Source organism: Vibrio sp. HI00D65 (assembly GCF_001635455.1).
Lineage (GTDB): Bacteria > Pseudomonadota > Gammaproteobacteria > Enterobacterales > Vibrionaceae > Vibrio.
In genome coordinates this window covers 38,036-59,131 of sequence record NZ_LWEH01000608.1, presented here as the reverse complement: position 1 = coordinate 59,131, position 21,096 = coordinate 38,036, and the positions used below count along the sequence as shown (strand labels likewise).

The window sequence follows — 21,096 nt, the reverse complement described above, 5'->3', positions numbered from 1 at the left end:
TTCTTTTATGTTCGTGAAAGATGCAGACAGACTAGTCCTGTCTCGCTGAGACGGCAATAGAAAACACAGTTTGTGACTTTATTTTTTACAGACTCATAACTTTGATGAGTGAATTGATAGTGTTACATTTTATCTGTTGTTCAATCCTTTAAAAGAGACAATAAAATGGCTGGAGCAAGTTTACTCACACTGTTAGACGACATAGCCACAGTGCTAGACGATGTTGCACTGATGTCTAAAGTGGCGGCGAAGAAAACCGCAGGTGTATTGGGCGATGATTTAGCACTTAACGCACAGCAAGTTTCGGGTGTCTCTGCTGAACGAGAAATCCCTGTGGTGTGGGCGGTTGCAAAAGGCTCATTCAAGAACAAGTTGATTCTTGTGCCTGCCGCTTTATTGATTAGTGCATTTATTCCTTGGTTGATCATGCCATTGTTGTTAATTGGTGGCTTATTTCTTTGTTTCGAAGGGGCCGAGAAGATCTTAGAAAAGTTCTTCCCGCATGCCCACCAAGATAACGACAAAGGAGATGAAGATAAAACCGGTGAGTCCATTGAGGACTATGAGAAGAGAAAGGTTAAAGGCGCAATTCGCACCGACTTCATCTTATCCGCAGAAATCATTGTGATTGCTCTGGGTACCGTGACGGGGACAAGTATCTTGACCCAGATTATTGTTGTGAGCTTGATTGCTGTTGTGATGACGATTGGCGTCTATGGCTTGGTTGCAGGGATCGTTAAGTTAGATGACTTAGGTTTCTATCTTCAACGTACATCTGACGGTAGCGCAGTAAAAGCAAAGCTTGGTAATGGGCTTGTTTCCTTTGCGCCAAAGCTAATGAAGATGCTTGCTGTTGTCGGCACGGCTGCCATGTTCTTGGTTGGCGGTGGTATCGTGGTTCATAACGTTCCCGCCATTCATCATTTGATTGAGCCTATCATCATGGACTTCAGCGGACATACGGTTTCGACTGCGGTTGTTCCTACTTTGTTGAATGGTGTGATTGGTGTAGTGGCAGGGTTACTTGTTGTCGCGTTTTGGAGTGTGATAGAGAAGGTTCGCGGCAAGTAGGGCTTAAACAACGTCTAAAAGCGTTCCTTTCATACATATTAAAAAGGGTCACCCATAACTGGGTGACCCTTTTTAGTCGAAGTGAAGTATTTACGAAGTATCTACAACGTATTTAATTTGCCTTCCGAGTGCTTATTTTACTGACCAAGCGATCGTCTCGCCGCCACGAATTGGCACAACGATGTCTGAACCAAATGGCATGGTTTCAGCAACGTTCCACTCTTCTTTTACTAGAGTGATGGTGTCTGTGTTACGTGGGATGCCGTAGAAGTCTGGGCCGTTGTGGCTTGCGAACGCTTCTAGGTTCTCAATCTTGCCTTCTAGTTCGAATACTTCTGCGTACAGTTCAACAGCTGCGTGTGCCGTGTAAGAGCCCGCACAGCCACATGCTGATTCTTTTGCGCCTTTTGCGTGAGGTGCTGAGTCTGTACCTAAGAAGAACTTCTTGCTGCCGCTTGTCGCTGCTTCAATTAGCGCTTTTTGGTGAGTGTTGCGCTTAAGGATTGGCAGGCAGTAGAAATGTGGCTTAATGCCGCCAACCAGCATGTGGTTGCGGTTGTAAAGCAGGTGGTGGGCTGTGATTGTCGCAGCAACGTTGTCGTTAGCGTTCTTTACGAAATTCGCAGCATCTGCAGTCGTGATGTGCTCTAGAACGATTTTTAGGTTAGGGAAGTCATTCACGATTGGCGCAAGAACGGTATCTAGGAACTCTTTCTCACGGTCAAAGATATCAACATCGTGCGTGGTTACTTCTCCGTGTACCAAAAGTAGCATGCCAACTTCTTGCATAGCTTTTAGTACGTGGTAGATATTCTTCGCAGAGGTTACACCTGAGTCAGAGTTGGTTGTTGCGCCCGCTGGGTAAAGCTTCGCAGCTACAACAGCGCCAGATTCTTTCGCTTTGCGAATTTCATCAGGTGTTGTGTTGTCTGTCAGGTAAAGCGCCATTAGAGGCTGAAACTGCTCGCTTGGCTGCTCTGCCATGATGCGTTCACGGTAAGCTAGAGCCATTTCGGTATTAGTTACCGGTGGGATGGTATTTGGCATGATTAACGCTCGACCATTGTAGCGGCTGATATCGCGCACTGTATCTTTTAATACATCGCCATCACGTAGATGAACGTGCCAGTCGTCAGGACGAGTGATCGTAAGTTGTGTCATTGAAGGCTCCCACCATTTGAAATGTTATGTAGTTGGAGCCTAAACTCGGCGAAATCTGTGAAAGCAATCGCTTACATTTAGGCGACAGGATGATAGTGGAAAAGCACTTTCATTTCATCCTATTTTTAGCTCTTCAAAGTTAGGAGCTTGTTTTTCTGTGTATTTTATTTTTGAAGATGGATTATCGAGTCGCTACCCACAACCCGTGTATCATTCCCGGAATCCAGAAAAAGAAAGTGAGGACGATGTTGATCAAAAGGTCTTTTCCTGCGCCTCGTGCGAAAAACACACCTAAAGGAGGAAGCAGTATACATAAGATGATAATGACGAGTTTGCTCATGATAAATCCTTTTTATTCAATGAAAGTTCAATGCATCAACAGTATCCAAAGTATAGAAGGTCCGGAGGGTGTTGATGCATTGCTGCCGTAATGTGTACAGAAGACAATGAGTTAAACACCTCAAGATATTCGCTCAGTATAAAGCGTTCAATGGCTGGCAGTTTATCTATTTGTAACCATTTGTTAGCATTGGCACAAACTACAAAACATTGGAATCGTTATGTCGCAGTCACCTCTAGATCGAAAGGCTTCAGAGCAAGCTCCTTCCTTATCTCAAATCAATGTGTTTCCGGTTAAATCAGTGGGCGGCATTGCGCTTTCTTCTGCTTGGGTAGAAAAACAAGGCCTTACTTTTGACAGACGTTTCATGCTGGCATTGGCTGATGGCTCAATGGTTACGGCGCTTAAATATCCGAAAATGGTCAAAGTGTCTTCCTGCTTGCTGCCAGATGGTTTGATCTTTACTTATGAAGATAAAGAGCCACTGCGCCTTAAGTATGCGAACTTTAAGATGCAAGAGGCGCCAGCAACAGTGTGGAAAGACAGCTTCATGGCCTACACAACGAGTGATGAAGCTGATGACTGGTTCAGTGATGTATTGGGTGTACGTGTTGAGCTGCTTTTCTCTGGTGAACAATCGAATCGTGTTCGTGAAAAGTTGGGCCATAACGTGAGTTTTGCCGACGGTTACCCGATGTTAGTCATCAGCCAAGCTTCGCTTGATGAGTTGAATCGCCGTAGTCCTGAAACGCATTCCATGGATCAGTTCCGTACTAACTTCGTGGTCTCAAACACTGAAGCGTTTGCTGAAGATGGTTGGAAGCGCATTCGAATTGGTGAGGTTGAGTTCGAGGCGGTGAAGCCTTGTGAACGTTGTGTTCTAACTACTGTGGACATTAATAGTGGTGAGTTAAGAGCGACAAAAGAGCCACTGAATACCTTCTCTAAATTCAGAGCCAATGATCGTGGTGGCGTGTTCTTTGGTCAAAATCTAGTCGCTAAAAATGAAGGCTTAGTCAGAGCAGGTGATGTGGTTGAAGTACTCGAAACCAAAGAAAAAGAACATTACGAAGACACATGGGTAGAGTCGCTGCATCTAACTTGCGTCGAGCGTGAAGAGATCGCTAGAGACTTTACGACATTTTGGTTAGAGCCAGCGAGAGAGAACCACTCTTTGCCAAGTTACCAACCAGGTCAGCATCTGCCGATTGAAATGGTTATCGATGGTGAAAAAGTGTCTCGTCGTTATACGCTATCTTCAAGCCCATCTCGCGCGGGTCGTTTAGCGATTTCAGTGAAGCGTGTTAATGATGGCCAGATCTCCAACTGGTTGAACGATCATTTCCAAGTTGGCGATACCTTAGTTGCGCAGAACCCTGATGGTGCTTTCTACTTAGAAGAGAACCCAACGCACCCATTGTTATTGCTTTCTGCAGGCAGTGGTATAACGCCTATGCTGTCGATGCTTCGTTATTTAGCAGACCATGGTCAGATTAATAATGTGGTTTTCTATCATCAATGCAGCAGCGAAGAAGATATTCCTTATCAAGCTGAGATTGACCAAATCGCCAAAGAGCACGAAGGCTTACGTGTGATCTATTCATTGAGCCAACCAACGAAAGATTGGGATGGTTTGTCTGGTCGTTTGAGCGTGTCACATGTAGCGAAAATTGAAGCGCTTCATAAACGCCAAGCTTTTGTTTGTGGTCCTGATGGTTTCATGGATAATGCGAAGAAGCTACTGATTCAAATGGGCTTGAATCCTCAGCACTATCATCAAGAGACATTTGGTGTCGCACAATCAACGGAAGAGACAGTTAAGCAGCTGCAGCTAAGTGTTAATGGCTACCTATTCGAAGGTAACAACCAGTCTACCTTATTAGAGCAAGCTGAGTCGGCGGGGGTATCTATTGCATCAAGCTGCCGTGCGGGTTTTTGTGGTGCTTGTAAAGTGACGCTTGAGTCTGGGCAAGTTCACCAACCGGATGTACCAGCGCTGCAGGAGCACGAACGTAACATGGGCCAGATTTTAGCATGTTGCAGTGTGCCTCAAACCGATATCGAAGTTGTGGATTAATGGCTAATTAAGTCACTCCTTTCATAAATAGAAAAGGCCGGAAGTTGAACTTCCAGCCTTTTTAATTTGAGACTAACTTAAAGCATTAATCGTAGATTGTTGGGATTGGTTGACGCTTGTGTTGTGTTGCTTTGTAGATGCTCACCAAGCGGTCTGATACGTCCTGAGGCACTTCTTTACCTTCAAGGAAATCATCGATTTGATCATAAGTTAGGTTCAGTGCTGCTTCGTCAGCTTTCTGTGGATCAAGCTCTTCGAGATCGGCTGTTGGCACTTTCTTAACTAGCAACTCTGGCGCGCCTAATGTTGCTGCAAGTTCACGAACTTGACGTTTGTTTAGGCCAAATAGAGGCGCTAAATCACAGGCACCGTCACCGTGTTTAGTATAAAAGCCAGTGATGTTTTCTGCTGAGTGATCAGTACCAATCACAAGACCACCAACGTAACCTGCGATTTCGTATTGTGCGATCATACGAGCTCGAGCTTTTACGTTACCTTTTACGAAGTCGATTTTCGCTGAGTCTGTTGGTAGTAGATCTGTTTCTTCAAGTGCAGCGTGAGACGCCGCGTGAAGCCCATCAACACCCGCTTTAATGTTTACAGAAACTGATTGAGAAGGCTGGATAAAAGAGAGAGCCAGTTGTGCTTCATCTTCATCTTTTTGTTCACCATAAGGAAGGCGAACTGCGATGAATTGGTAGTCATTGCTACCTGTGCTTTCATTCAAGCTGTCAACAGCCAGTTGTGCTAGTCGACCACAGGTAGTCGAGTCTACGCCACCACTGATACCAAGGATCAGGGACTTGCAACCAGACTGCTGAAGTTTCGTTTTGATAAAGTCCACACGACGAGTCACTTCGAAGTGAGGGTCAATTGAAGGTAGTACGCGCATTTCGTCACGAATTAACTGTTCCATTCGTATTCCTTTCCTGCAAGCAAATTAAAAATCTAGTGTTATCATACCTAAATCATTCGATTTAAAAACCTCTTTGCACAAGCATAGAAAGAGAAGGCAGTAATTAACAATGGAAAAAATAGCCATTTTCGGCAGTGCGTTTAATCCGCCGAGCTTAGGGCATAAAAGTGTAATTGATTCACTGACTCATTTTGACAAGATTTTTCTGGTACCAAGTATTGCCCATGCTTGGGGAAAAGAGATGCTAGACTTTGATACGAGATGTCAGTTAGTTAACGCTTTTATTAGCGATCTTTCACTGGATCAAGTTGAGCTATCATTGATTGAGAAACGCTTGTTTACGCCCGGTGACAGTGTGACAACTTATGCTGTACTTAGTGAATTGCAAAAGTTACATGGTGACGCTGAACTTACGTTTGTGATTGGGCCGGACAACTTTTTTAAGTTCTCATCTTTCTATAAGTCAGAAGAGATTACCGAGCGATGGTCTGTAATGGCTTGCCCAGAGAAAGTGAAAATCCGCAGCACAGATATTCGTAATGCATTGATAAGTGGAAGTGATGTATCAAAACTGAGTACAAAGTCAGTTACAAAGATGTTGCAAGATAGTGGTCTGTATACAATAATGTAGATTCGCTAATTAAAGAGGTCTCATGACTATGCTAAAGCGCGCGATACCAGCGACGATGATCATTGCAGCATGCAGTTTACCTGCACAGGCTGAATGTGACTTCTTTAGCTTAGACTCAATCATGCTGGCTTCTGATGATGAAAATAGCTGTCTAGATTTTTCTACGAGCATCGGTTCTTTCGGTCAGCGCATGCTAGAAATAACTGGTATGAGTGAGAAAGAAGCCGATAGCATACCTGACTATTGGTCCGACTGGGTACTTCAAACCAAGGACACGCCTATGTTAACTCAAAGCCTCGAGTCTAACTATGTTGGATTGGGAATGTGGTTCCCTGAAGACTTGGAAGACGAACAGTATGATATGTCGACTGAAGAGTGGCTATTGAATCACGGTTTGCAATTGAGTATTGGCTTCGGTGAGAAAGTAGAAGGGCAACCACGTATGCGCTTTGATTATCGTTGGCACGATTCAAGAGATGCCGATTTGATGATGCAAGTCGAGTTACCGTTTTAGACAAATGCGATCGTTCTATAAGATTGTTAACCTAGCCTTTATTTATCCTGAATTAGTACTGAGAATTAAAAAAGCCGCAGAAACTCAGTTTTTGCGGCTTTTTAGTATTTAAGTTTTAGCTTTTCTGAGCGACTACAGGTCGTCACCAAACACCAGCATACACAGTTGTTCAAACTCGTCTTCTTTACCTGAGAATAGGTCATCGATTACGGCAGCACGTTTCTGACCTGATTGCATGCGCTTTTTCGCCTCGCGCATTACCATCACCAAGGTGTGCTCTTGTGGCAGGTTAGAGTCATCAATGTTCCACTGATTGAATCGCTGAGACAACGCACTTTCACAAAGCAGTGGTTTGAATGCCAACACTTCTTGCTTGAGTACAGAAAGCATATCTTTGCACGCTTGCTCGGTATTGTTAGCACCTGAAGCTCGGCCGTGAGTCAGCTCTAGTTTCTCTAGCAACGCCAAAGAGAGGTTAGTTTGTGTGATGTAACCTGCTTGGCGTGGAAAAGCATCTGTCAGTCGAACAGAGAAATCGACACGGCTAACTTGAGTATTAGGGAAGTAGGTCAACGAAGTTAAGCAGTCCAATGGAATCCATACGCTTTGGCCAGGTTCAACAGCGTACTCTTGCTTACCCAGCTTGATCAAAACTAAGCCACTTTGAACCGATACAAGGCTATGTTTTAGTACTTTCTTGCGTGGTGTGATCACCAGGTGTGAAAAGTAAGCCGATGTATATTCAATAGCGAAGTTCATAGATAGTACCTTAATTTTGGGGCGTCAAGATTACCGTTAATCTCAAAGAATGCCAACAATAACAGGCTATTTTCACTGTTTCTGGTCTGACCTTGTCAAAAGTATGGGCTCTGTAGCTGCGAGAAGTCAAAACAACGCGTAGAATGAACCAGCTTTTTATTATATGAATGAAAAAATGACCTCTCCAACCGATCCATATGTTGATATTCGTCCTTACGGCGATGATGAAATTCCAGCGGCACTAAACCGTCTTATTAATGATGAAGAATTCATTAGTGCGATTCTGCACTACCGTTTTTCGAATCACGCAGCTTGGTTCCAAGCATTAATGAGCCCAATTCTGCGTGTTTACTTAAAAATGAAGTGGAGCAAGCTGACTAGCGTTGAATCCATTCAAATTGAAGTGAAAAATTACTTACGTGACACGCTAGCGAACACCACAAATGGTGTGACGTACACAGGCTTAGAGTCATTGGATGTGAATCAAGCATACTTGTTTGTATCAAACCATCGTGACATTGCTATGGATCCGGCGTTGGTGAACTACGCATTGCATCAACAAAATCACCAAACTTGTCGCATTGCGATTGGTGATAACCTTCTGAAGAAGCCGTGTGCGACAGAACTGATGCGCTTGAATAAGAGCTTTATCGTTAAGCGCTCTCTTAAAGGGCCACGTGAGATGATGAAAGCGTTAGGCCAGCTCTCTTCTTATATTAAGCACTCTTTAGATACTGGTAACTCTATCTGGATCGCTCAGAAAGAAGGCCGTGCAAAAGACGGTAATGACTTCACTGATCCTGCCATCCTTAAAATGTTCCATGTTGAAGGACGTAAGCAGAAGGTGGCATTTCCTGAATACGTGAAGTCACTGAAGATTGTTCCTGTTGCTATCTCATATGAAAATGATCCCTGTGATACGGCGAAAGCGATCGAGCTGTTTGAAAAAGATGTAAACGGCAGCTATGAAAAAGGCGAATTTGAAGATATCGAAAGCATTATCCAAGGTATTGTGGGCAATAAAGGCCGCATCCACGTTGGGTTTGGGCAGGTTATCGATCGAGACTTTGAGACTCCAGAAGCATTGGCTGAAGAGATTGATCGCCAGATCCATGACCACTATAAGCTGTTTCCAGTAAATCTACTGGCGGCAGAGAAAGAAGATGACTCAATTACAGCTGCGGTTAAGAAAGAATTCGAAGATAAGTTAGCGACGTTGCCAAAAGGTGCGCGTAAGTACTTGATCGACAGCTATGCGAACCCCGTGAAGAACATTGGTTAGTGAATATTTCGTTTAATTGATTGATTTGAAAAAGGAGCCTTGAGCTCCTTTTTTTGTTTTTCTGCTTATACTTTTGATGGAAAGAGGCAAAGCTGCGGGGAAGGCTAGCGCGCCACTGCACCGCCAAGGTCCAAATTTGTTGGCCAAGTCTTGACGGTGTTGCCACCTAAATAGATATTGCCTTTTACCGTCATCGTCTCTGGGAATGCAGTAATTGCTGAGCCGCCGATATATAGGTCACCGTCAATCACAATGCCATTCGGTAGTTCGGTTAAAGGGGTACGAATCACACTGAGGTCGCCTCTCACTCGCAGGCCGTTGGGCAGTCTTTGCAATGGAGTGTCAGTGAAATTAATGAACCCGCCGACTTTGACGCCTTTTGGCCAACTGGTGATTTTGCTACCCATCAAGTCGGCGTAGCCTTTGATTTTTACACCACTTGCTACTCTGGTTAGCTGACTATTAAAAGCCTTGAGGCTGCCTTTAATATCAAGCCCTTTGGGTAAACGTGTGATCGAGGTGTTTTCGATATTAAGATTACCATCGACCACTAAACCGGTTGGAAGTGCTGTGTAAGGCTTATTTCGGAGATATAAGTTTCCGTAATTGTCCAGATGGTTCAATATTTGATAGTGATCGATTGGTTCTGCACTGATATTTGTTATGGTTAAAGAACCAATAATAAGTGCAATCATTCTCAGCATAACAGGCTTCTTATTACGATAGACGCTAACACTATAATGGAAAAATTATTCTCGCATAGTGTTTTACCTATTTGGCGGTAGATAAAATAGAAATCGTTTGGCTAATCAGAAATTCAGCGACAATGGCAGGTAAATTGATGACTAGAGTAAATATACAAATAATTAAGAGCGTCTTGGTAGCAAGTGCAATGTTTTGCTCAATGTCTGCCAGTGCGAATAAAGTAATTTCAACACCTGGGAAGGCTGCGGTGGTCGTTACTCAAAGCGGTCAACAACAACGAGTTTGTTATTACGATGACAAGGCATACAGCATTGGAGCGGTACTCGAAGTCTCTGGTGTTGTGATTCAGTGTGCTGCGGAAAACAATTTTGAAACGAACGGGGCACTTGCTTGGATACAAATAAAAAAAGACGAGTAATTTTACTCGTCTTTATATAAGAGCATAAATGCTTATGTTAACGCGCTAGAGAGCGAGTCTTAAGTTCGAAAATAATCTTTTCTGCGCTTACTTCGAACTTGAAGCGTGCATGCAATTCAGTACTTTCTTCGGTCATTTCTGACGCTTCATACTCAACATTGCTAGATACTTGCTTTGCCAGCTCTACGTACTTTGCAAATTCAGCTTCAATTAGTGCTTTCGAGTTGCCGTATACAGTTACTTCAGCAACATCGTCACCTTCTTTAATGATGAACCCGATTTCGCCTGCACAGCCGCAAGCTTCACATACGTCGTTGTTACCCATATCTTGGCTCATAAATAATCCTCCTACAAAATCTGAGGTTATTCTATCGAGCAATTTGAACTGTATCTACAAAAATTAAAATCTTTGAACTAATTTGTATTGGTATGCTATGTTGTTTGTCGTGGGGTTAAATGAATACGTACATTCATGCCGACAAATATGTATGTGATCTATCTCATGTTTTTTTGAAAAGCAGTGTCATTAATTTGTTATAATATCATTCAGTTAGTTGCGTCGTGACTAATTTTATAAGACTATCTATTGCTTGATAGGTATGTATAAAATGAATTTATTGTTGGGTATTTGATATTCCAAGTAGTTATTTTTGATTAACCACTTAGAGCGGTAGGGTTACTTTCGAAGAATAATTAGACAAAGTGCCCAAAGAGGCAGCACTGTAAAGTTGTTTATGCGAAGTACTGGCGGGTATTTTAATGGAAATGCTTGCGAAAAAATGCCTTGCTCACATAATGCTGATAACAATTTTCATTCTGACTTCATTTTATTGAGTTAGATGGATTTACAAAGAGAAGAGCCTGAATATGCCAAAGCGTAGTAAAGAAGATACAGAAATCACAATCCAGAAGATTATGGATGCCGTTGTAGACCAGTTACTAAGGTTGGGTTACGACAAGATGTCATACACGACGTTGAGTCAGCAAACGGGCGTTTCTCGTACAGGTATAAGCCACCACTTTCCAAAGAAAACAGATTTTACAGCTGCTCTAGACGGTCGAATCTTTAAGATGTTCATGGAGCATATTGATTTCGAAAATGGTCTTGATGCATTTTCAGCTAGCTGGGTTAAAGCGCTTGAAGACGCTGAGTTCCTAGCAATCTTACGTTTACTTTTCCACCATATCGTTACAGCTGAAAACGCACACGAATTTGCGGCAAACGGTATTGATCGTCTTTACAAGCTAACTGAGACTCAGTTTGGTGATACAAGCGGTAAAGAACTTGAGTGGTTGATTGGTAAATCACTGATTCGTATGAGCCAATAATCAATACGTACTTAAAGAAGCTCCTGAGGGAGCTTTTTTTGTTCCTATCGCCTTACATCTCTCACTTCTTTCTTTTGTCACTCTCTAAAGCAGCTCGTTTATTCGTGTCTCTAATAGCGATATTTCTTTTTATAGGCTTACATCAGCCTTGTGCTCACCTTTTCCAATCTAACTTGGCGAGTGTCTACTGATAGTGTTTATTTCTAGCGCCTTTAAGGCTCTAGGTGATACGTTTTGGGAGCATCGCTATGGTTAGTGGTAAAATTGAGTTTAAGGAGGGAGAGAGGTGATGAGCCAATAAAAAAGCCTCGATAAAATTGAGGCTTTTAATGATTTGATTGTCATTCGTGGCAATGTCAAAAATGAGCCGGATCTAAATCGAGTTTATTGTGCCGGGTGTACCTGAGGGAAGCTCATCGTAGGGTGTTTTTCTACGATGCTTTTATACCCATAAACATCCTCAATCATTGACGGCCTGAGAGCTTCCCAAGGGCTGCCATCACACACTAAATTGCCATCTTTCAACACCACCAATCGGTCGGAATACTGAGCCGCTAAGTTTAGATCGTGCAACACCACGATAACGGCTGCATTGTGATTGTCTGCAAGTTCTCTCGCGATCTTTAGCGTATTGTGCTGGTGGGCGAGATCCAATGCAGAGGTGGGTTCATCAAGCATCAAAATGCATTGGTCGCCAGAGTGGTGGAGTTGAGTGAGTATTCGAGCCAAATGAACTCTCTGCTTTTCACCACCGGAAAGAGAAGGATAAAGTCTCTCTCCTAAGTGAGATACATCGGCGATGTCCATCTTTTGGTTCGCGATATTGGTCAGTGTCTTGTTTGACTCTTGCAGTGGTATGCCACCAAGCTCGACAACTTCGTGCGCCAGAAACGGGAATGTCAACGTACTGTGTTGAGGAAGCATAGCCAGATGTTTCGCCAACTTGTGTGAAGGCCATTTGTCTTTACCATGCCCAAAATATTGAATGTCGCCAGTACTGGATATTTCCTGGCATAAGGCTTTGAGCAGAGTGCTTTTTCCGGCTCCATTTGGGCCAAGCAGCGTGGTTACTTTTCCTGCTTCAATCTCTATGGATACACTATCTAGTATCTTTTTACTGCCGAACTTTACTTCAATATCGGTCGCTTTTAGCGCTGCAGGAAACATTAAAGGATTCTCCCTTTCTGTTGGAATAGTAGGTACAAGAAGAAGGGTGCGCCAATAATCGCGGTGACAATTCCTACTGGTAGCTCTGCTGGGGCAAGAGCAACGCGTGAGCACATGTCTGCTGCTGTTAATAGTAGTGCGCCTAGTACCGCTGATAAAGGTAACAGAACTCGGTGATCAGGGCCTGCGAGCATGCGACCTAAATGTGGGATAACCAGTCCGATAAAACCAATCATGCCAGATAGGCTTACCGTGATACCCACACCAGCTGCTGTCAGTAGAATCAGCTGTCGTTTCAGTTTTTGAACTGGAATACCCAGGTGTTGCGCTTCTGATTCACCTAAGAGTAGGGCATTCAGAGACATCGCCTGTCGGTAGAAAATGACGAACAGTCCAACGAGCGTAATTGCAGCAAGTATAATCCCTGACCATTTAGCGCCAGCTAATGAGCCCATCGACCATAGCGAAAGGTCACGCAGCATTTGATCATCAGCGATGAAGTTTAAGAAGCCTATCCCTGCACCTGAAAGTGCGCTGATCGCGACACCTGCTAGTAGCATGATAGTTACTGAAGTTCCGAATTTGCCAGTACCAAGTTTGTAAACCAACAATGTGGTTAGAGCGCCGCCCAAGAAAGCAAAGACAGGTACTGCGGCAAAGTTCATGAATGCCGAGTATTGAAGCGAAAGCTCAGAGAACAGAACGATAGCTAGCGCAGCCCCTAAGGCCGCACCGGCAGACACGCCAATGATGCCAGGCTCAGCGAGTGGGTTACGGAATAGCCCCTGCATAACAGCACCGCATAGTGCAAGAATGGCACCAATTAGCATGCATAATATGGTTCTAGGCAGTCGAATCTCTTGAATGACTAAATTGATGTGAGGCGCTAAGTCATTGTTTGGAATAACTAAGCTCGTTGTGCTGTCCATTAAACTAATATTCATTGGCCCAACAGTGATTGAGTACAGCGCAACAAAGGCTAGGGTTGCACCTAGGCCTAACATCGTTGTTTTTAGGGGGACGGATCGTAGCAACATAAATGGCCTCAATGTCTATTGCTATCCAGAAGGCGCATAACCAACATGGTTCTAAGGATTGGTGATGGAGCCAGGCTACAGCAATAGTTGGAATAGGTAGTCGAGTTATAGCGGATAGATAAGTGCGTTTAGTCGTTTCGCTTCTGAAAGGCTTTCCAGACCAAGTCCGCCCACTAAAGCGCTGCCATTTACAGTGATGATTTGCTTGTTCATACCTGCAGGGGTTGCCGCTAACATAGGTAACGACTTAAGAATCGCATCAGCGCCGCCCATTTTTTGGTAACTGCGACCACTCACTAAAATGACATCAGGTTGCATCTCTACAAGCGATTCCATTGATAATGGTTTGTAAGATGTAAGGCTTTGAGCTGCTGGGTTGATACCGCCAGCCAATTCAATGATCGCATTTGGTGATGTTTCACCACCCGCTACGTTGGCAGGGCGACCTTCGTGCAGCAATAGGAACAGTACTTTCTTGGCTTGGTTGCTTGGTACTTGATTTGCTTTAAGTGCCGCAACCTTCTGATTCACTTCGGCTTTGACTTGCTTTGAGTGATCTTCGGTGTGGGTGATCTTTGCGATTTGGTCGATACGTTTTAGTAGCCCTTCAACGTTAGCCTCAGTGTTTACGATTTCGACATTGACGCCCGCAGATTTGAGTTGAAAGATCGCATTGTCCGGCCCCATCTCATCAGAACCAATCAGTGTTGTTGGCTCTAAAGCAAGCAAACCTTCCGCAGATAGGTTTCTGTGGTAGCCGATCTTTGGCAGTTTTTCAGATTGAGGGAAGCGACTGGTCACATCAATGCCAACTAATTGTTCTTCTGCGCCAAGCGCTAAAACCAATTCTGTAACGGCGCTGCCAGCACTGATGATTCGCGGTTGTTCAATGTCGTTGGCCATTGTGGTTGGTGCGCTAAGAAATAAGCTCATTGCTGCCAATGAAAAGAGAGAAGCCTTGGTCTTTAATTTATTTAGCACGTTTAAATTGTTCATAATAGTGTCTTTATACTGTCTTTTTGTTTCGCGAAGATTCTCAGTGAGCAGTTCGTTCGCATTGTGAGTTTCTAATCAATAAAGAGGCTCGGTTCCGGCCGTTTGGTCTAAGCAACCAAGGGCCAAGCCTTCTGAATAATGTGTTGTTCTAACTATCGTGTTTGTTTCAAGTTATCGAGTAGCTCTAGCCATCGTCAGTGAGCAACTGAGTCGCAGGAATTCCGTTTTCTTGAAGGAAAGACAATAGCTTCACTAAGTTCTCAACGTTGGCAGCTTTATCGGCCCCAATAATGATTGGCTTTTTATCCGTTGAGCCTGTTTCTTCCAATAAGGCGATCTTGAAGTTTTCCCATTCAATGTACTCTTTTCCGTTGATAGCCCAGTAAGGTTCATGCTCTAAGATATTGACGCTAATCGAATCTTTGTGGACTTCTGAAACGTTTTTGACGTCTGAACTTGGTAGGTCAACTTCAAGCGACTCCAGCTTTACTGAAGCCGTAAGCAGTAGAAAAACCATCACGATAAAAATGATGTCGAGCAGTGGTGTTAAGTCAGGAGTTAGGCTTTGTGTATTGGACGAGTTTGGCGTTTTAATCATGCTTGGCTCACATCACCCACAGAGGCTTGGCTTGCAGACGAATGATTTACATCGCCAGACTGGTTTGTTTGGATGGACATGCCTTCTAGCCACACATTTACGTAATTCAGAGTATGTTCAAGTTGCGCTAGCACTCTATCCGCCCATAGCCCGAGCAGTTGCGCACCAGAGATAGCAGGTAGAGCAATCATCAAGCCAGCAGCGGTCGTTCTCATTGCTAAACCAAGTCCATCTGCCAAATCATTGGGTGTGATGCTGCCTGTTGTCGCTGCAACACCTTTAAACATCTCGATAAGGCCAAGTACCGTGCCAAGTAGGCCGATAAGTGGGCTGATAACACCGATCAACCCCAACAGTCTTAATCCTGCGTGCAGTTGGTGGCGTTTTTCTTGAAGCCAAATACCAGCGGCATCTTCACGTAACCCTTTTGCAAATGAGTGGTGAGCGAGCAGCATAGATACACCTTTGTAGAGCAAAGGTCTTTTGCCTGAAATTGAATGAGCAAGTGCTTCGATTTCTTGGCTATTAGTTGGTGAAATTTGGTTTAGCTCGCGGCGAATAGCACGTTTCCCAACACCAATGCTGAACATAACTTGGAAGATTCGCTCAGCGATGATCATTGCCGATAGTGCTGAACAGATGAGAAGCGGCCAAGTCATTAAGCCAAGTTGATCTTGTAAGTAACTGATTTGTTGCATGATTAATCCAACCTAAAACGAACAGGTATTTGTACACGGTGAGCGATTGCTCGGCCGTTGACAGTGTGAGGTGAGAACTTCCATTGTTTAATGGCTTCTAATGCGGCGTTGTCGAGCATCAGTGCGCCTGATGAATTTACTAATGCTTGTTTAACTTGTTTACCTTCAGCGTCTAGCCAGATCTCGTAAGTTGCTACACCCTCTATACCTCGACGTCGTGCTTGGCGAGGGTAGTTCGGCGGTGTAGGGCGAGAAGAAAATGATGGCTTCGTGATTAATACGGGCTCTTTGTTTGATAGGCCTTGGTTTACTTCCTGAGACTGGTTGGCGGACTCGTCCATATTCTTATCGACTTTCTTGTCGGCTAACTTTTCTGGTTGTGGCGTAGGTTTTGACTTTGCTTTTGGCTCAGGGCGCTCTTTCTTAAAGACCTTCTTTTCAGCAACTGACTTTTTTTGAACCGGCTTCTTTTTACCAATCTTCTTTTCGACTTTTTTTGGCTGTGGCTTATTGGTGATCGCCTTTTTCTTCGGTGTTGGTTTAGCCTGTTTTGGCTCAACAGTTTTTGGCTCGACTGGTTTAGGTTCTGCCTTTGAAACAGGTTCTTTGATTGGTTCTGGTTCGACGGACTCAGTGACCGTTTTTTGTTGAGCTTGAGAAGGTGTGCTCTTCGGAGTGAAGTTGATCGATACCGTGTTCGATTGGCTACCTGCAGGCATCGCAAATACTTTGGATTCTTGAGCGACAAATAATAGCGCCGCATGAATCACTAACGATGCACCGCCTGCAATAACATACCTAGGAACGTTCACTTTCAATCCTTTACCAAATCTAAATTCTGTACCGGATTATTGCTTAGAATCTAAATAAGATCAATTATCAATTGCATTATCATTTGTGGCTATTTATGATTCTCTCAGTTTTTAGCGAATAGTCTTCCAGGCTTTGCTATGTAAGTGTTTAGAGAGATTATATGAGTCTTGATATTTATAAATTTGACGAATCAATCTTGGGCGTTTCTAGCCCTGATCCGCTTCGTTTTGCGTTTGCCAAAAAGCATTCTGCACACGCCGGAGGAAGCTCAATTCCGGTTGATCCGAGCAAGAAGTTGGAGCTCTTTGATGAACTGATGTTGAGTGAAGGGAAAAAATACGATAAGCGTTGCTTGTATATCCATATTCCTTTTTGTCGCGTGCGTTGTACTTTCTGTAATTTTTTCCAAAATGCGGCAAGTCGCAAATTGGTAGACGAGTACTTCGATGCATTGATGGTCGAACTAAAGCAAAAAGCCAAAACACCATGGGCACAGTCTGGGCTGTTTAATGCCGTTTATATCGGTGGGGGAACTCCAACCGATTTGTCGCCTAAACAAGTCGAGCTATTAGGCAAGGCTATTCGCCAGTACTTCCCACTCGCCAATGATGTTGAAATGACCTTAGAAGGGCGCATCAACCGATTCGGTGATGACATGTTTGATTGTGCACTTGAAGGTGGCTTCAACCGATTCTCATTTGGTATTCAAAGTTTCAACACCAAAGTACGACGCAGCGCGAAACGTTTAGATGACCGTGAAGTGGTTCTAGAACGTATCAGCTCTTTAAGCCGCACTGAGCAAGCACCGATCGTTCTCGATCTACTGTATGGTCTACCATACCAATCTATGGATGTGTTCCAACAAGATCTGGAAGACTACATGTCGACGGGAGCACACGGTATTGACCTTTACCAACTGATTGTTGGGGGCAGTGCTCCTATGCTTAATCTGGTTGAGAAAGGGAAGATCCCACCACCGGCTAATACGCCAGATAAAGCAAGCATGTATTTAGCGGGTGTTGAGTTCATGGCTAAGCACAAGGTTAAACAGCTGAGCGTTAATCACTGGACTCGCGACAATCGTGAACGCAGTATTTACAACAGTTTAGCGAAAACTTATGCCGAGGTTTTGCCTATTGGTTGTGGTGCTGGTGGCAATATCGGTGGTCATGGTGTGATGCAACACCGAACTTTAGACAGCTACATGGAGTCTATTAAGCAAGGGCAATTACCAATAGCCATGATGACCAAACAGAGTGCCTTGGAATCGACGTTCTCCACATTAAAGGCCGGCTTTGATTCTGGTGTGGTTAGAAGAAGCACACTTCCAAGCTTCATGGGACAAGACACCTTCGATTACCTGAAACCTCTATTCGGACATTGGGAACAGAATGGTTTAGTTGAGGTTTCAGAAGATTATCTGAGTCTTACTATTGCTGGCAGCTTTTGGGCAGTAAGCCTAGCTCAGAGTGTTATTCAAGTGCTTAACGGCGAGTATCAAGCTGCGAACCCCGCTCCGAAAGCAGCAGCAACGGGTGTTCATCCACACGCGAGTTTGAAGTACGCTTAATATAGAATTTTCATTTTTTAACTTACGTAATTACATGTTTATACGGAAATATATTCAATGACAGATACAACATTAGAAGTAACAGAAACTCTAGAGCAACGTGTCGCACACATCCTAGAAGAAGAACCAAAACTGCTGCCAACTGCTATTGCAGAGAAGCTTGGCGTTTCAGAGGTTGAAGTCGTCGCTGCTTTTCCAAACGACATGGCAGTGATGCTAGATGGCAGCCGTGCTCAAGAAATTTTGGAAGGCTTAGTGGGTTGGGGACCAGTCACCACGATCGTGCACTCATTTGGCTCTATCTTTGAAGTAAAAGCGCCATTCCCTAAAGGTAAAGTAGCGCGTGGCTACTACAATTTGATGGGTAAAGATGGCGAGCTTCACGGTCACCTTAAGTTAGACAATATCAAACACATCGGTTTGGTGAGCAAAGCGTTCATGGGGCGTGAAAGTCATTACTTTGGTTTCTTTAGTGAAACAGGTGAGAACATTTTCAAGATTTACCTAGGCCGCAATGAAAAGCGTGAGCTTATCGCCGACCAAGTAGAACGCTTTAAAGCACTAAAAGAACAAGCTTAAGAAAAATCAGCAGCAGTTAATAAAACATTCATGCTCGAGGACCACATAGATTAATGGTCGTTGTAAATCGCCACTAGGGTCGCTCAGCCTCGATCAAACATAATAAATCAGAGAAAGCGAAGAAAGGAATTACCCATGGAACAACAAGTAAAACAAGAACGTCTACAAGGTCGCCTAGGTCCAGAAATTAAAGAGTTTCGCCAAGAGCGCCGTACCCTTCAACTGGCAACGGTTGATGAAGAGGGCCGCCCGAACGTGAGCTACGCGCCTTTCGTTCAAAACCAAGAAGGTTACTTTGTTCTAATTTCTGATATTGCTCGTCACGCTCGTAACTTGAAAGCGAACCCACAAGTTTCTTTGATGATGATTGAAGATGAAGAGAGCTCAAAGCAGCTATACGCGCGTAAGCGTTTAACGTTTGATGCGCAAGCAAGTGTTGTTGAGCGTGAAACTGAGCTTTGGACTCAAGTGATTGGCCAGATGCAAGAGCGCTTTGGCGAGGTCATTGATGGCTTGAGCCAGCTTCAAGATTTCTCTTTATTCAACTTGAAAGCAGAGAACGGCCTGTTCGTTAAAGGTTTTGGTCAAGCGTACCAAGTATCTGGTGATGACCTAGTTGACTTTGTTCACCTGCAAGAAGGTCACAAAAAAGTATCGAACGAGTAATCCCATTTAAAGGATTACTAAGAAGCCCTCCATTTTGGAGGGCTTTTTTCGTTTGATTGTCTCTGTTATTTCATTTGTAACCTAAGAAATTGAGTGCCATTGAGATGATAAAAGCAGACTCAACTAAAGAGTTTGCTATATTGGCGTCTGATTAATAGTTATGTGTAAGGATCGCTACGTGAAACCAGTGACTCGAGATTGGGACGAGTTCTGTTATCCATTTATTTATGAAGACTGTCCTATCTGTAATTTTGAGATTCTATCGGATGAACTCTGTTGCCGAATTGGATTGGTGCTGTCTCTAGAGTTGGAACTACATGTTCGTGAGATCCTGCAACGCCTGCAGCCGAATATCTACCACTTGAATGGCTCGGTGCGTGGCAAGCTAGCGATTTCTGAGTCCGAATTGGTCGAGCTTAAGCAAGATTACCACCGTATTCGCGAGTAGCTAGAGGGTGGCTTCAAAGGGTTTGTTTTGCCTGGCGGGCATCGGGTATCGAGCGAACTTCATGCCAGGCTAAGAAAGTTGTGCGCGCTTTGGTGAGTATTGAGCACCATGAAAGCAAAAAGTTTCCAGATCCAATTCTATTTAAATACGCTAACTTAGTTGCAAATACACTGTATGCCTTGGCGTTTTATACCAATCATATCAATGAGGTTGAGGAAGTGGAGTTTGTGAGTAAGAGTTACTCGATGCCAAAAAGCTTTATGCCTAAAAAGAAAGACTAACGTTTAGCCCTGTTCTGATTAATCGATGAAAGTCTAAGATAGCGTTTAAGCGGTCGTGGAGGCGTTGTTTAAAACTTTTGCGCCACGCAACATGGCTTCGATTAACTCACCTGCATTGAACTTCTCAAGTGCTTCATGGGCACCAACCTGATTAGCACGATCCACACAGATCTCACTCGATAGTGAAGTGTGCAAAATACAGTAAGCATGGCTTAGTGCGCTGTCATTTTGAACCTCAAACGCAAGCTCGTAGCCATCGAGTCCTGGCATCTCAATATCGCTCACCAGTAGGTCGACCGCATTTCCGACGCTAGCTTGGCGTCTCATTAGGTCGATCGCATCTAATCCGTTGTTACAAATACTGTAAGGAATGTTGATGCTGTCTAGAGCATCAGACAACTGCTTACGCGCAATTAAAGAGTCATCCACTAATAAGATATTCAGTGCTTTTAGACGCTCTCGTTCAACATCCGTCAGCATAGGAATTTGTGCGTTCTCATAATCTGGGTAGATCTTGGAGAGCAGAAGTTCGACATCGAGCATCTGTACGATACGATCTTCAAAGCGCGTAATGCCTGTCACAAACACATTTCGCCCTACGCTTGCTGGTGGCGACTCAATGCTCTTCCAATCACATTCGATGATTTTATCGATTGAGCGAACCAAAAATGCGACTACAGTTCTCAAGCAATCCGTCACGATGAGTACACAATCTTGGTATTCAGCTGGAGTGATCGGACGAAAGCCAATCGCGGCAGACATATCAATGACAGGAACCGTAAGGTCGCGAATGGTCGCGGTGCCAATCACATGGTGATGAGAATAGGGGATTTGGGTCATTGGTTGAAAAGGAACAATTTCCCTGACTTTAAGCGTGCCAATAGCAAAACTTTGAGTGAGGGACAGCTTAAACATTAACATTCCCTGTGACTGACTCGCTTTACTTATCGGTTTGGCCATAAGTGGCTCCTGTTTACTATACGCTTAATTTATAACGAATAATTTAAAGGTAAATAACAGCCGCGGCAAGTAACTATACG

The 21,096-nt window shown here is 43.9% G+C and carries 23 protein-coding genes and 1 pseudogene; 11 read left to right on the top strand and 13 right to left on the bottom strand.

Annotated elements, in window-relative coordinates; all coding sequences use genetic code 11:
- The first annotated feature begins 165 nt into the window (after positions 1-165).
- Positions 166-1,071, top strand: coding sequence for a DUF808 domain-containing protein (locus tag A3712_RS24440; RefSeq protein WP_063525305.1), 906 nt, complete (start codon positions 166-168; stop codon positions 1,069-1,071).
- Positions 1,072-1,203: 132 nt separating this feature from the next.
- On the opposite strand, the gene pyrC is transcribed toward A3712_RS24440, so the two are convergent.
- The gene (gene pyrC, locus A3712_RS24435; protein WP_063525304.1) at positions 1,204-2,232 is read right to left on the bottom strand and encodes a dihydroorotase; all 1,029 of its coding nucleotides are present in this window, start codon (positions 2,230-2,232) and stop codon (positions 1,204-1,206) included.
- A gap of 181 nt (positions 2,233-2,413) precedes the next feature.
- Complete coding sequence (locus A3712_RS27215; protein WP_082856308.1) at positions 2,414-2,572, bottom strand: YqaE/Pmp3 family membrane protein; 159 nt, start codon at positions 2,570-2,572, stop codon at positions 2,414-2,416.
- Between the two features lie 220 nt (positions 2,573-2,792).
- On the opposite strand from A3712_RS27215, the gene A3712_RS24425 reads away from it, so the two are divergent.
- Positions 2,793-4,649, top strand: coding sequence for a hybrid-cluster NAD(P)-dependent oxidoreductase (locus A3712_RS24425; protein WP_063525302.1), 1,857 nt, complete (start codon positions 2,793-2,795; stop codon positions 4,647-4,649).
- 85 nt (positions 4,650-4,734) lie between these two features.
- On the opposite strand, the gene nadE is transcribed toward A3712_RS24425, so the two are convergent.
- Positions 4,735-5,565 (bottom strand): ammonia-dependent NAD(+) synthetase, encoded by an 831-nt coding sequence (gene nadE, locus A3712_RS24420; protein ID WP_063525301.1) that lies wholly within the window; start codon positions 5,563-5,565, stop codon positions 4,735-4,737.
- Between the two features lie 109 nt (positions 5,566-5,674).
- Here nadE and A3712_RS24415 point away from each other — a divergent pair, with 109 nt between their 5' ends.
- A complete protein-coding gene (locus A3712_RS24415; RefSeq protein ID WP_063525300.1) occupies positions 5,675-6,196 on the top strand; it encodes a nicotinate-nicotinamide nucleotide adenylyltransferase in 522 nt (173 codons plus the stop codon).
- 22 nt (positions 6,197-6,218) lie between these two features.
- Complete coding sequence (locus tag A3712_RS24410) at positions 6,219-6,710, top strand: hypothetical protein (RefSeq protein ID WP_063525299.1); 492 nt, start codon at positions 6,219-6,221, stop codon at positions 6,708-6,710.
- Positions 6,711-6,842: 132 nt separating this feature from the next.
- On the opposite strand, the gene A3712_RS24405 is transcribed toward A3712_RS24410, so the two are convergent.
- Positions 6,843-7,469, bottom strand: coding sequence for a hypothetical protein (locus tag A3712_RS24405; RefSeq protein WP_063525298.1), 627 nt, complete (start codon positions 7,467-7,469; stop codon positions 6,843-6,845).
- 175 nt (positions 7,470-7,644) lie between these two features.
- Here A3712_RS24405 and A3712_RS24400 point away from each other — a divergent pair, with 175 nt between their 5' ends.
- The gene (locus tag A3712_RS24400) at positions 7,645-8,751 is read left to right on the top strand and encodes a 1-acyl-sn-glycerol-3-phosphate acyltransferase (protein ID WP_063525297.1); all 1,107 of its coding nucleotides are present in this window, start codon (positions 7,645-7,647) and stop codon (positions 8,749-8,751) included.
- A 104-nt stretch (positions 8,752-8,855) separates the two neighbouring features.
- Here A3712_RS24400 and A3712_RS24395 read toward each other — a convergent pair whose 3' ends face one another.
- Entirely contained in the window at positions 8,856-9,455 is a 600-nt protein-coding gene (locus A3712_RS24395) for a hypothetical protein (protein WP_063525296.1), read from the bottom strand.
- A 122-nt stretch (positions 9,456-9,577) separates the two neighbouring features.
- On the opposite strand from A3712_RS24395, the gene A3712_RS24390 reads away from it, so the two are divergent.
- Positions 9,578-9,874, top strand: coding sequence for a YnjH family protein (locus A3712_RS24390; protein WP_063525398.1), 297 nt, complete (start codon positions 9,578-9,580; stop codon positions 9,872-9,874).
- 37 nt (positions 9,875-9,911) lie between these two features.
- Here the strand turns inward: A3712_RS24390 and A3712_RS24385 are convergent, their stop codons facing one another.
- A complete protein-coding gene (locus tag A3712_RS24385; RefSeq protein WP_004737752.1) occupies positions 9,912-10,211 on the bottom strand; it encodes a YfcZ/YiiS family protein in 300 nt (99 codons plus the stop codon).
- Positions 10,212-10,741: 530 nt separating this feature from the next.
- On the opposite strand from A3712_RS24385, the gene A3712_RS24380 reads away from it, so the two are divergent.
- Entirely contained in the window at positions 10,742-11,203 is a 462-nt protein-coding gene (locus A3712_RS24380) for a TetR/AcrR family transcriptional regulator (protein ID WP_004737753.1), read from the top strand.
- Between the two features lie 384 nt (positions 11,204-11,587).
- Here A3712_RS24380 and A3712_RS24375 read toward each other — a convergent pair whose 3' ends face one another.
- The 6 genes from A3712_RS24375 to A3712_RS24350 form a co-directional block, all read right to left on the bottom strand.
- The gene (locus tag A3712_RS24375) at positions 11,588-12,370 is read right to left on the bottom strand and encodes a heme ABC transporter ATP-binding protein (RefSeq protein WP_063525295.1); all 783 of its coding nucleotides are present in this window, start codon (positions 12,368-12,370) and stop codon (positions 11,588-11,590) included.
- Positions 12,370-13,407 carry a FecCD family ABC transporter permease gene (locus A3712_RS24370; RefSeq protein ID WP_063525294.1) on the bottom strand — a complete coding sequence of 346 codons (1,038 nt, stop codon included), beginning with the start codon at positions 13,405-13,407 and terminating at the stop codon, positions 12,370-12,372. Before A3712_RS24370 ends, A3712_RS24375 begins: the two co-directional genes overlap by 1 nt.
- Before the next feature lie 105 nt (positions 13,408-13,512).
- Complete coding sequence (locus A3712_RS24365; RefSeq protein ID WP_063525293.1) at positions 13,513-14,403, bottom strand: heme/hemin ABC transporter substrate-binding protein; 891 nt, start codon at positions 14,401-14,403, stop codon at positions 13,513-13,515.
- A 184-nt stretch (positions 14,404-14,587) separates the two neighbouring features.
- A complete protein-coding gene (locus tag A3712_RS24360) occupies positions 14,588-15,001 on the bottom strand; it encodes an ExbD/TolR family protein (RefSeq protein WP_063525292.1) in 414 nt (137 codons plus the stop codon).
- Complete coding sequence (locus A3712_RS24355) at positions 14,998-15,699, bottom strand: MotA/TolQ/ExbB proton channel family protein (protein WP_063525291.1); 702 nt, start codon at positions 15,697-15,699, stop codon at positions 14,998-15,000. Before A3712_RS24355 ends, A3712_RS24360 begins: the two co-directional genes overlap by 4 nt.
- Positions 15,700-15,701: 2 nt before the next feature.
- A complete protein-coding gene (locus A3712_RS24350) occupies positions 15,702-16,511 on the bottom strand; it encodes an energy transducer TonB (protein WP_063525290.1) in 810 nt (269 codons plus the stop codon).
- A gap of 161 nt (positions 16,512-16,672) precedes the next feature.
- Between A3712_RS24350 and hutW the strand changes: the two genes are divergently transcribed.
- The 4 genes and pseudogenes from hutW to A3712_RS24330 all read left to right on the top strand — a co-directional run bounded on the left by hutW (position 16,673) and on the right by A3712_RS24330 (position 20,056).
- The gene (hutW, locus tag A3712_RS24345) at positions 16,673-18,082 is read left to right on the top strand and encodes a heme anaerobic degradation radical SAM methyltransferase ChuW/HutW (protein ID WP_063525289.1); all 1,410 of its coding nucleotides are present in this window, start codon (positions 16,673-16,675) and stop codon (positions 18,080-18,082) included.
- A gap of 57 nt (positions 18,083-18,139) precedes the next feature.
- Complete coding sequence (hutX, locus tag A3712_RS24340; protein WP_063525288.1) at positions 18,140-18,661, top strand: heme utilization cystosolic carrier protein HutX; 522 nt, start codon at positions 18,140-18,142, stop codon at positions 18,659-18,661.
- A gap of 135 nt (positions 18,662-18,796) precedes the next feature.
- Positions 18,797-19,327 (top strand): heme utilization protein HutZ, encoded by a 531-nt coding sequence (gene hutZ / locus A3712_RS24335; RefSeq protein ID WP_063525287.1) that lies wholly within the window; start codon positions 18,797-18,799, stop codon positions 19,325-19,327.
- Between the two features lie 178 nt (positions 19,328-19,505).
- Positions 19,506-20,056 (top strand): annotated as a pseudogene (locus A3712_RS24330) (ATP:cob(I)alamin adenosyltransferase).
- 45 nt (positions 20,057-20,101) lie between these two features.
- On the opposite strand, the gene A3712_RS24325 reads toward A3712_RS24330, so the two are convergent.
- Entirely contained in the window at positions 20,102-21,016 is a 915-nt protein-coding gene (locus A3712_RS24325) for a chemotaxis protein (protein ID WP_063525286.1), read from the bottom strand.
- Positions 21,017-21,096: the final 80 nt, after the last annotated feature.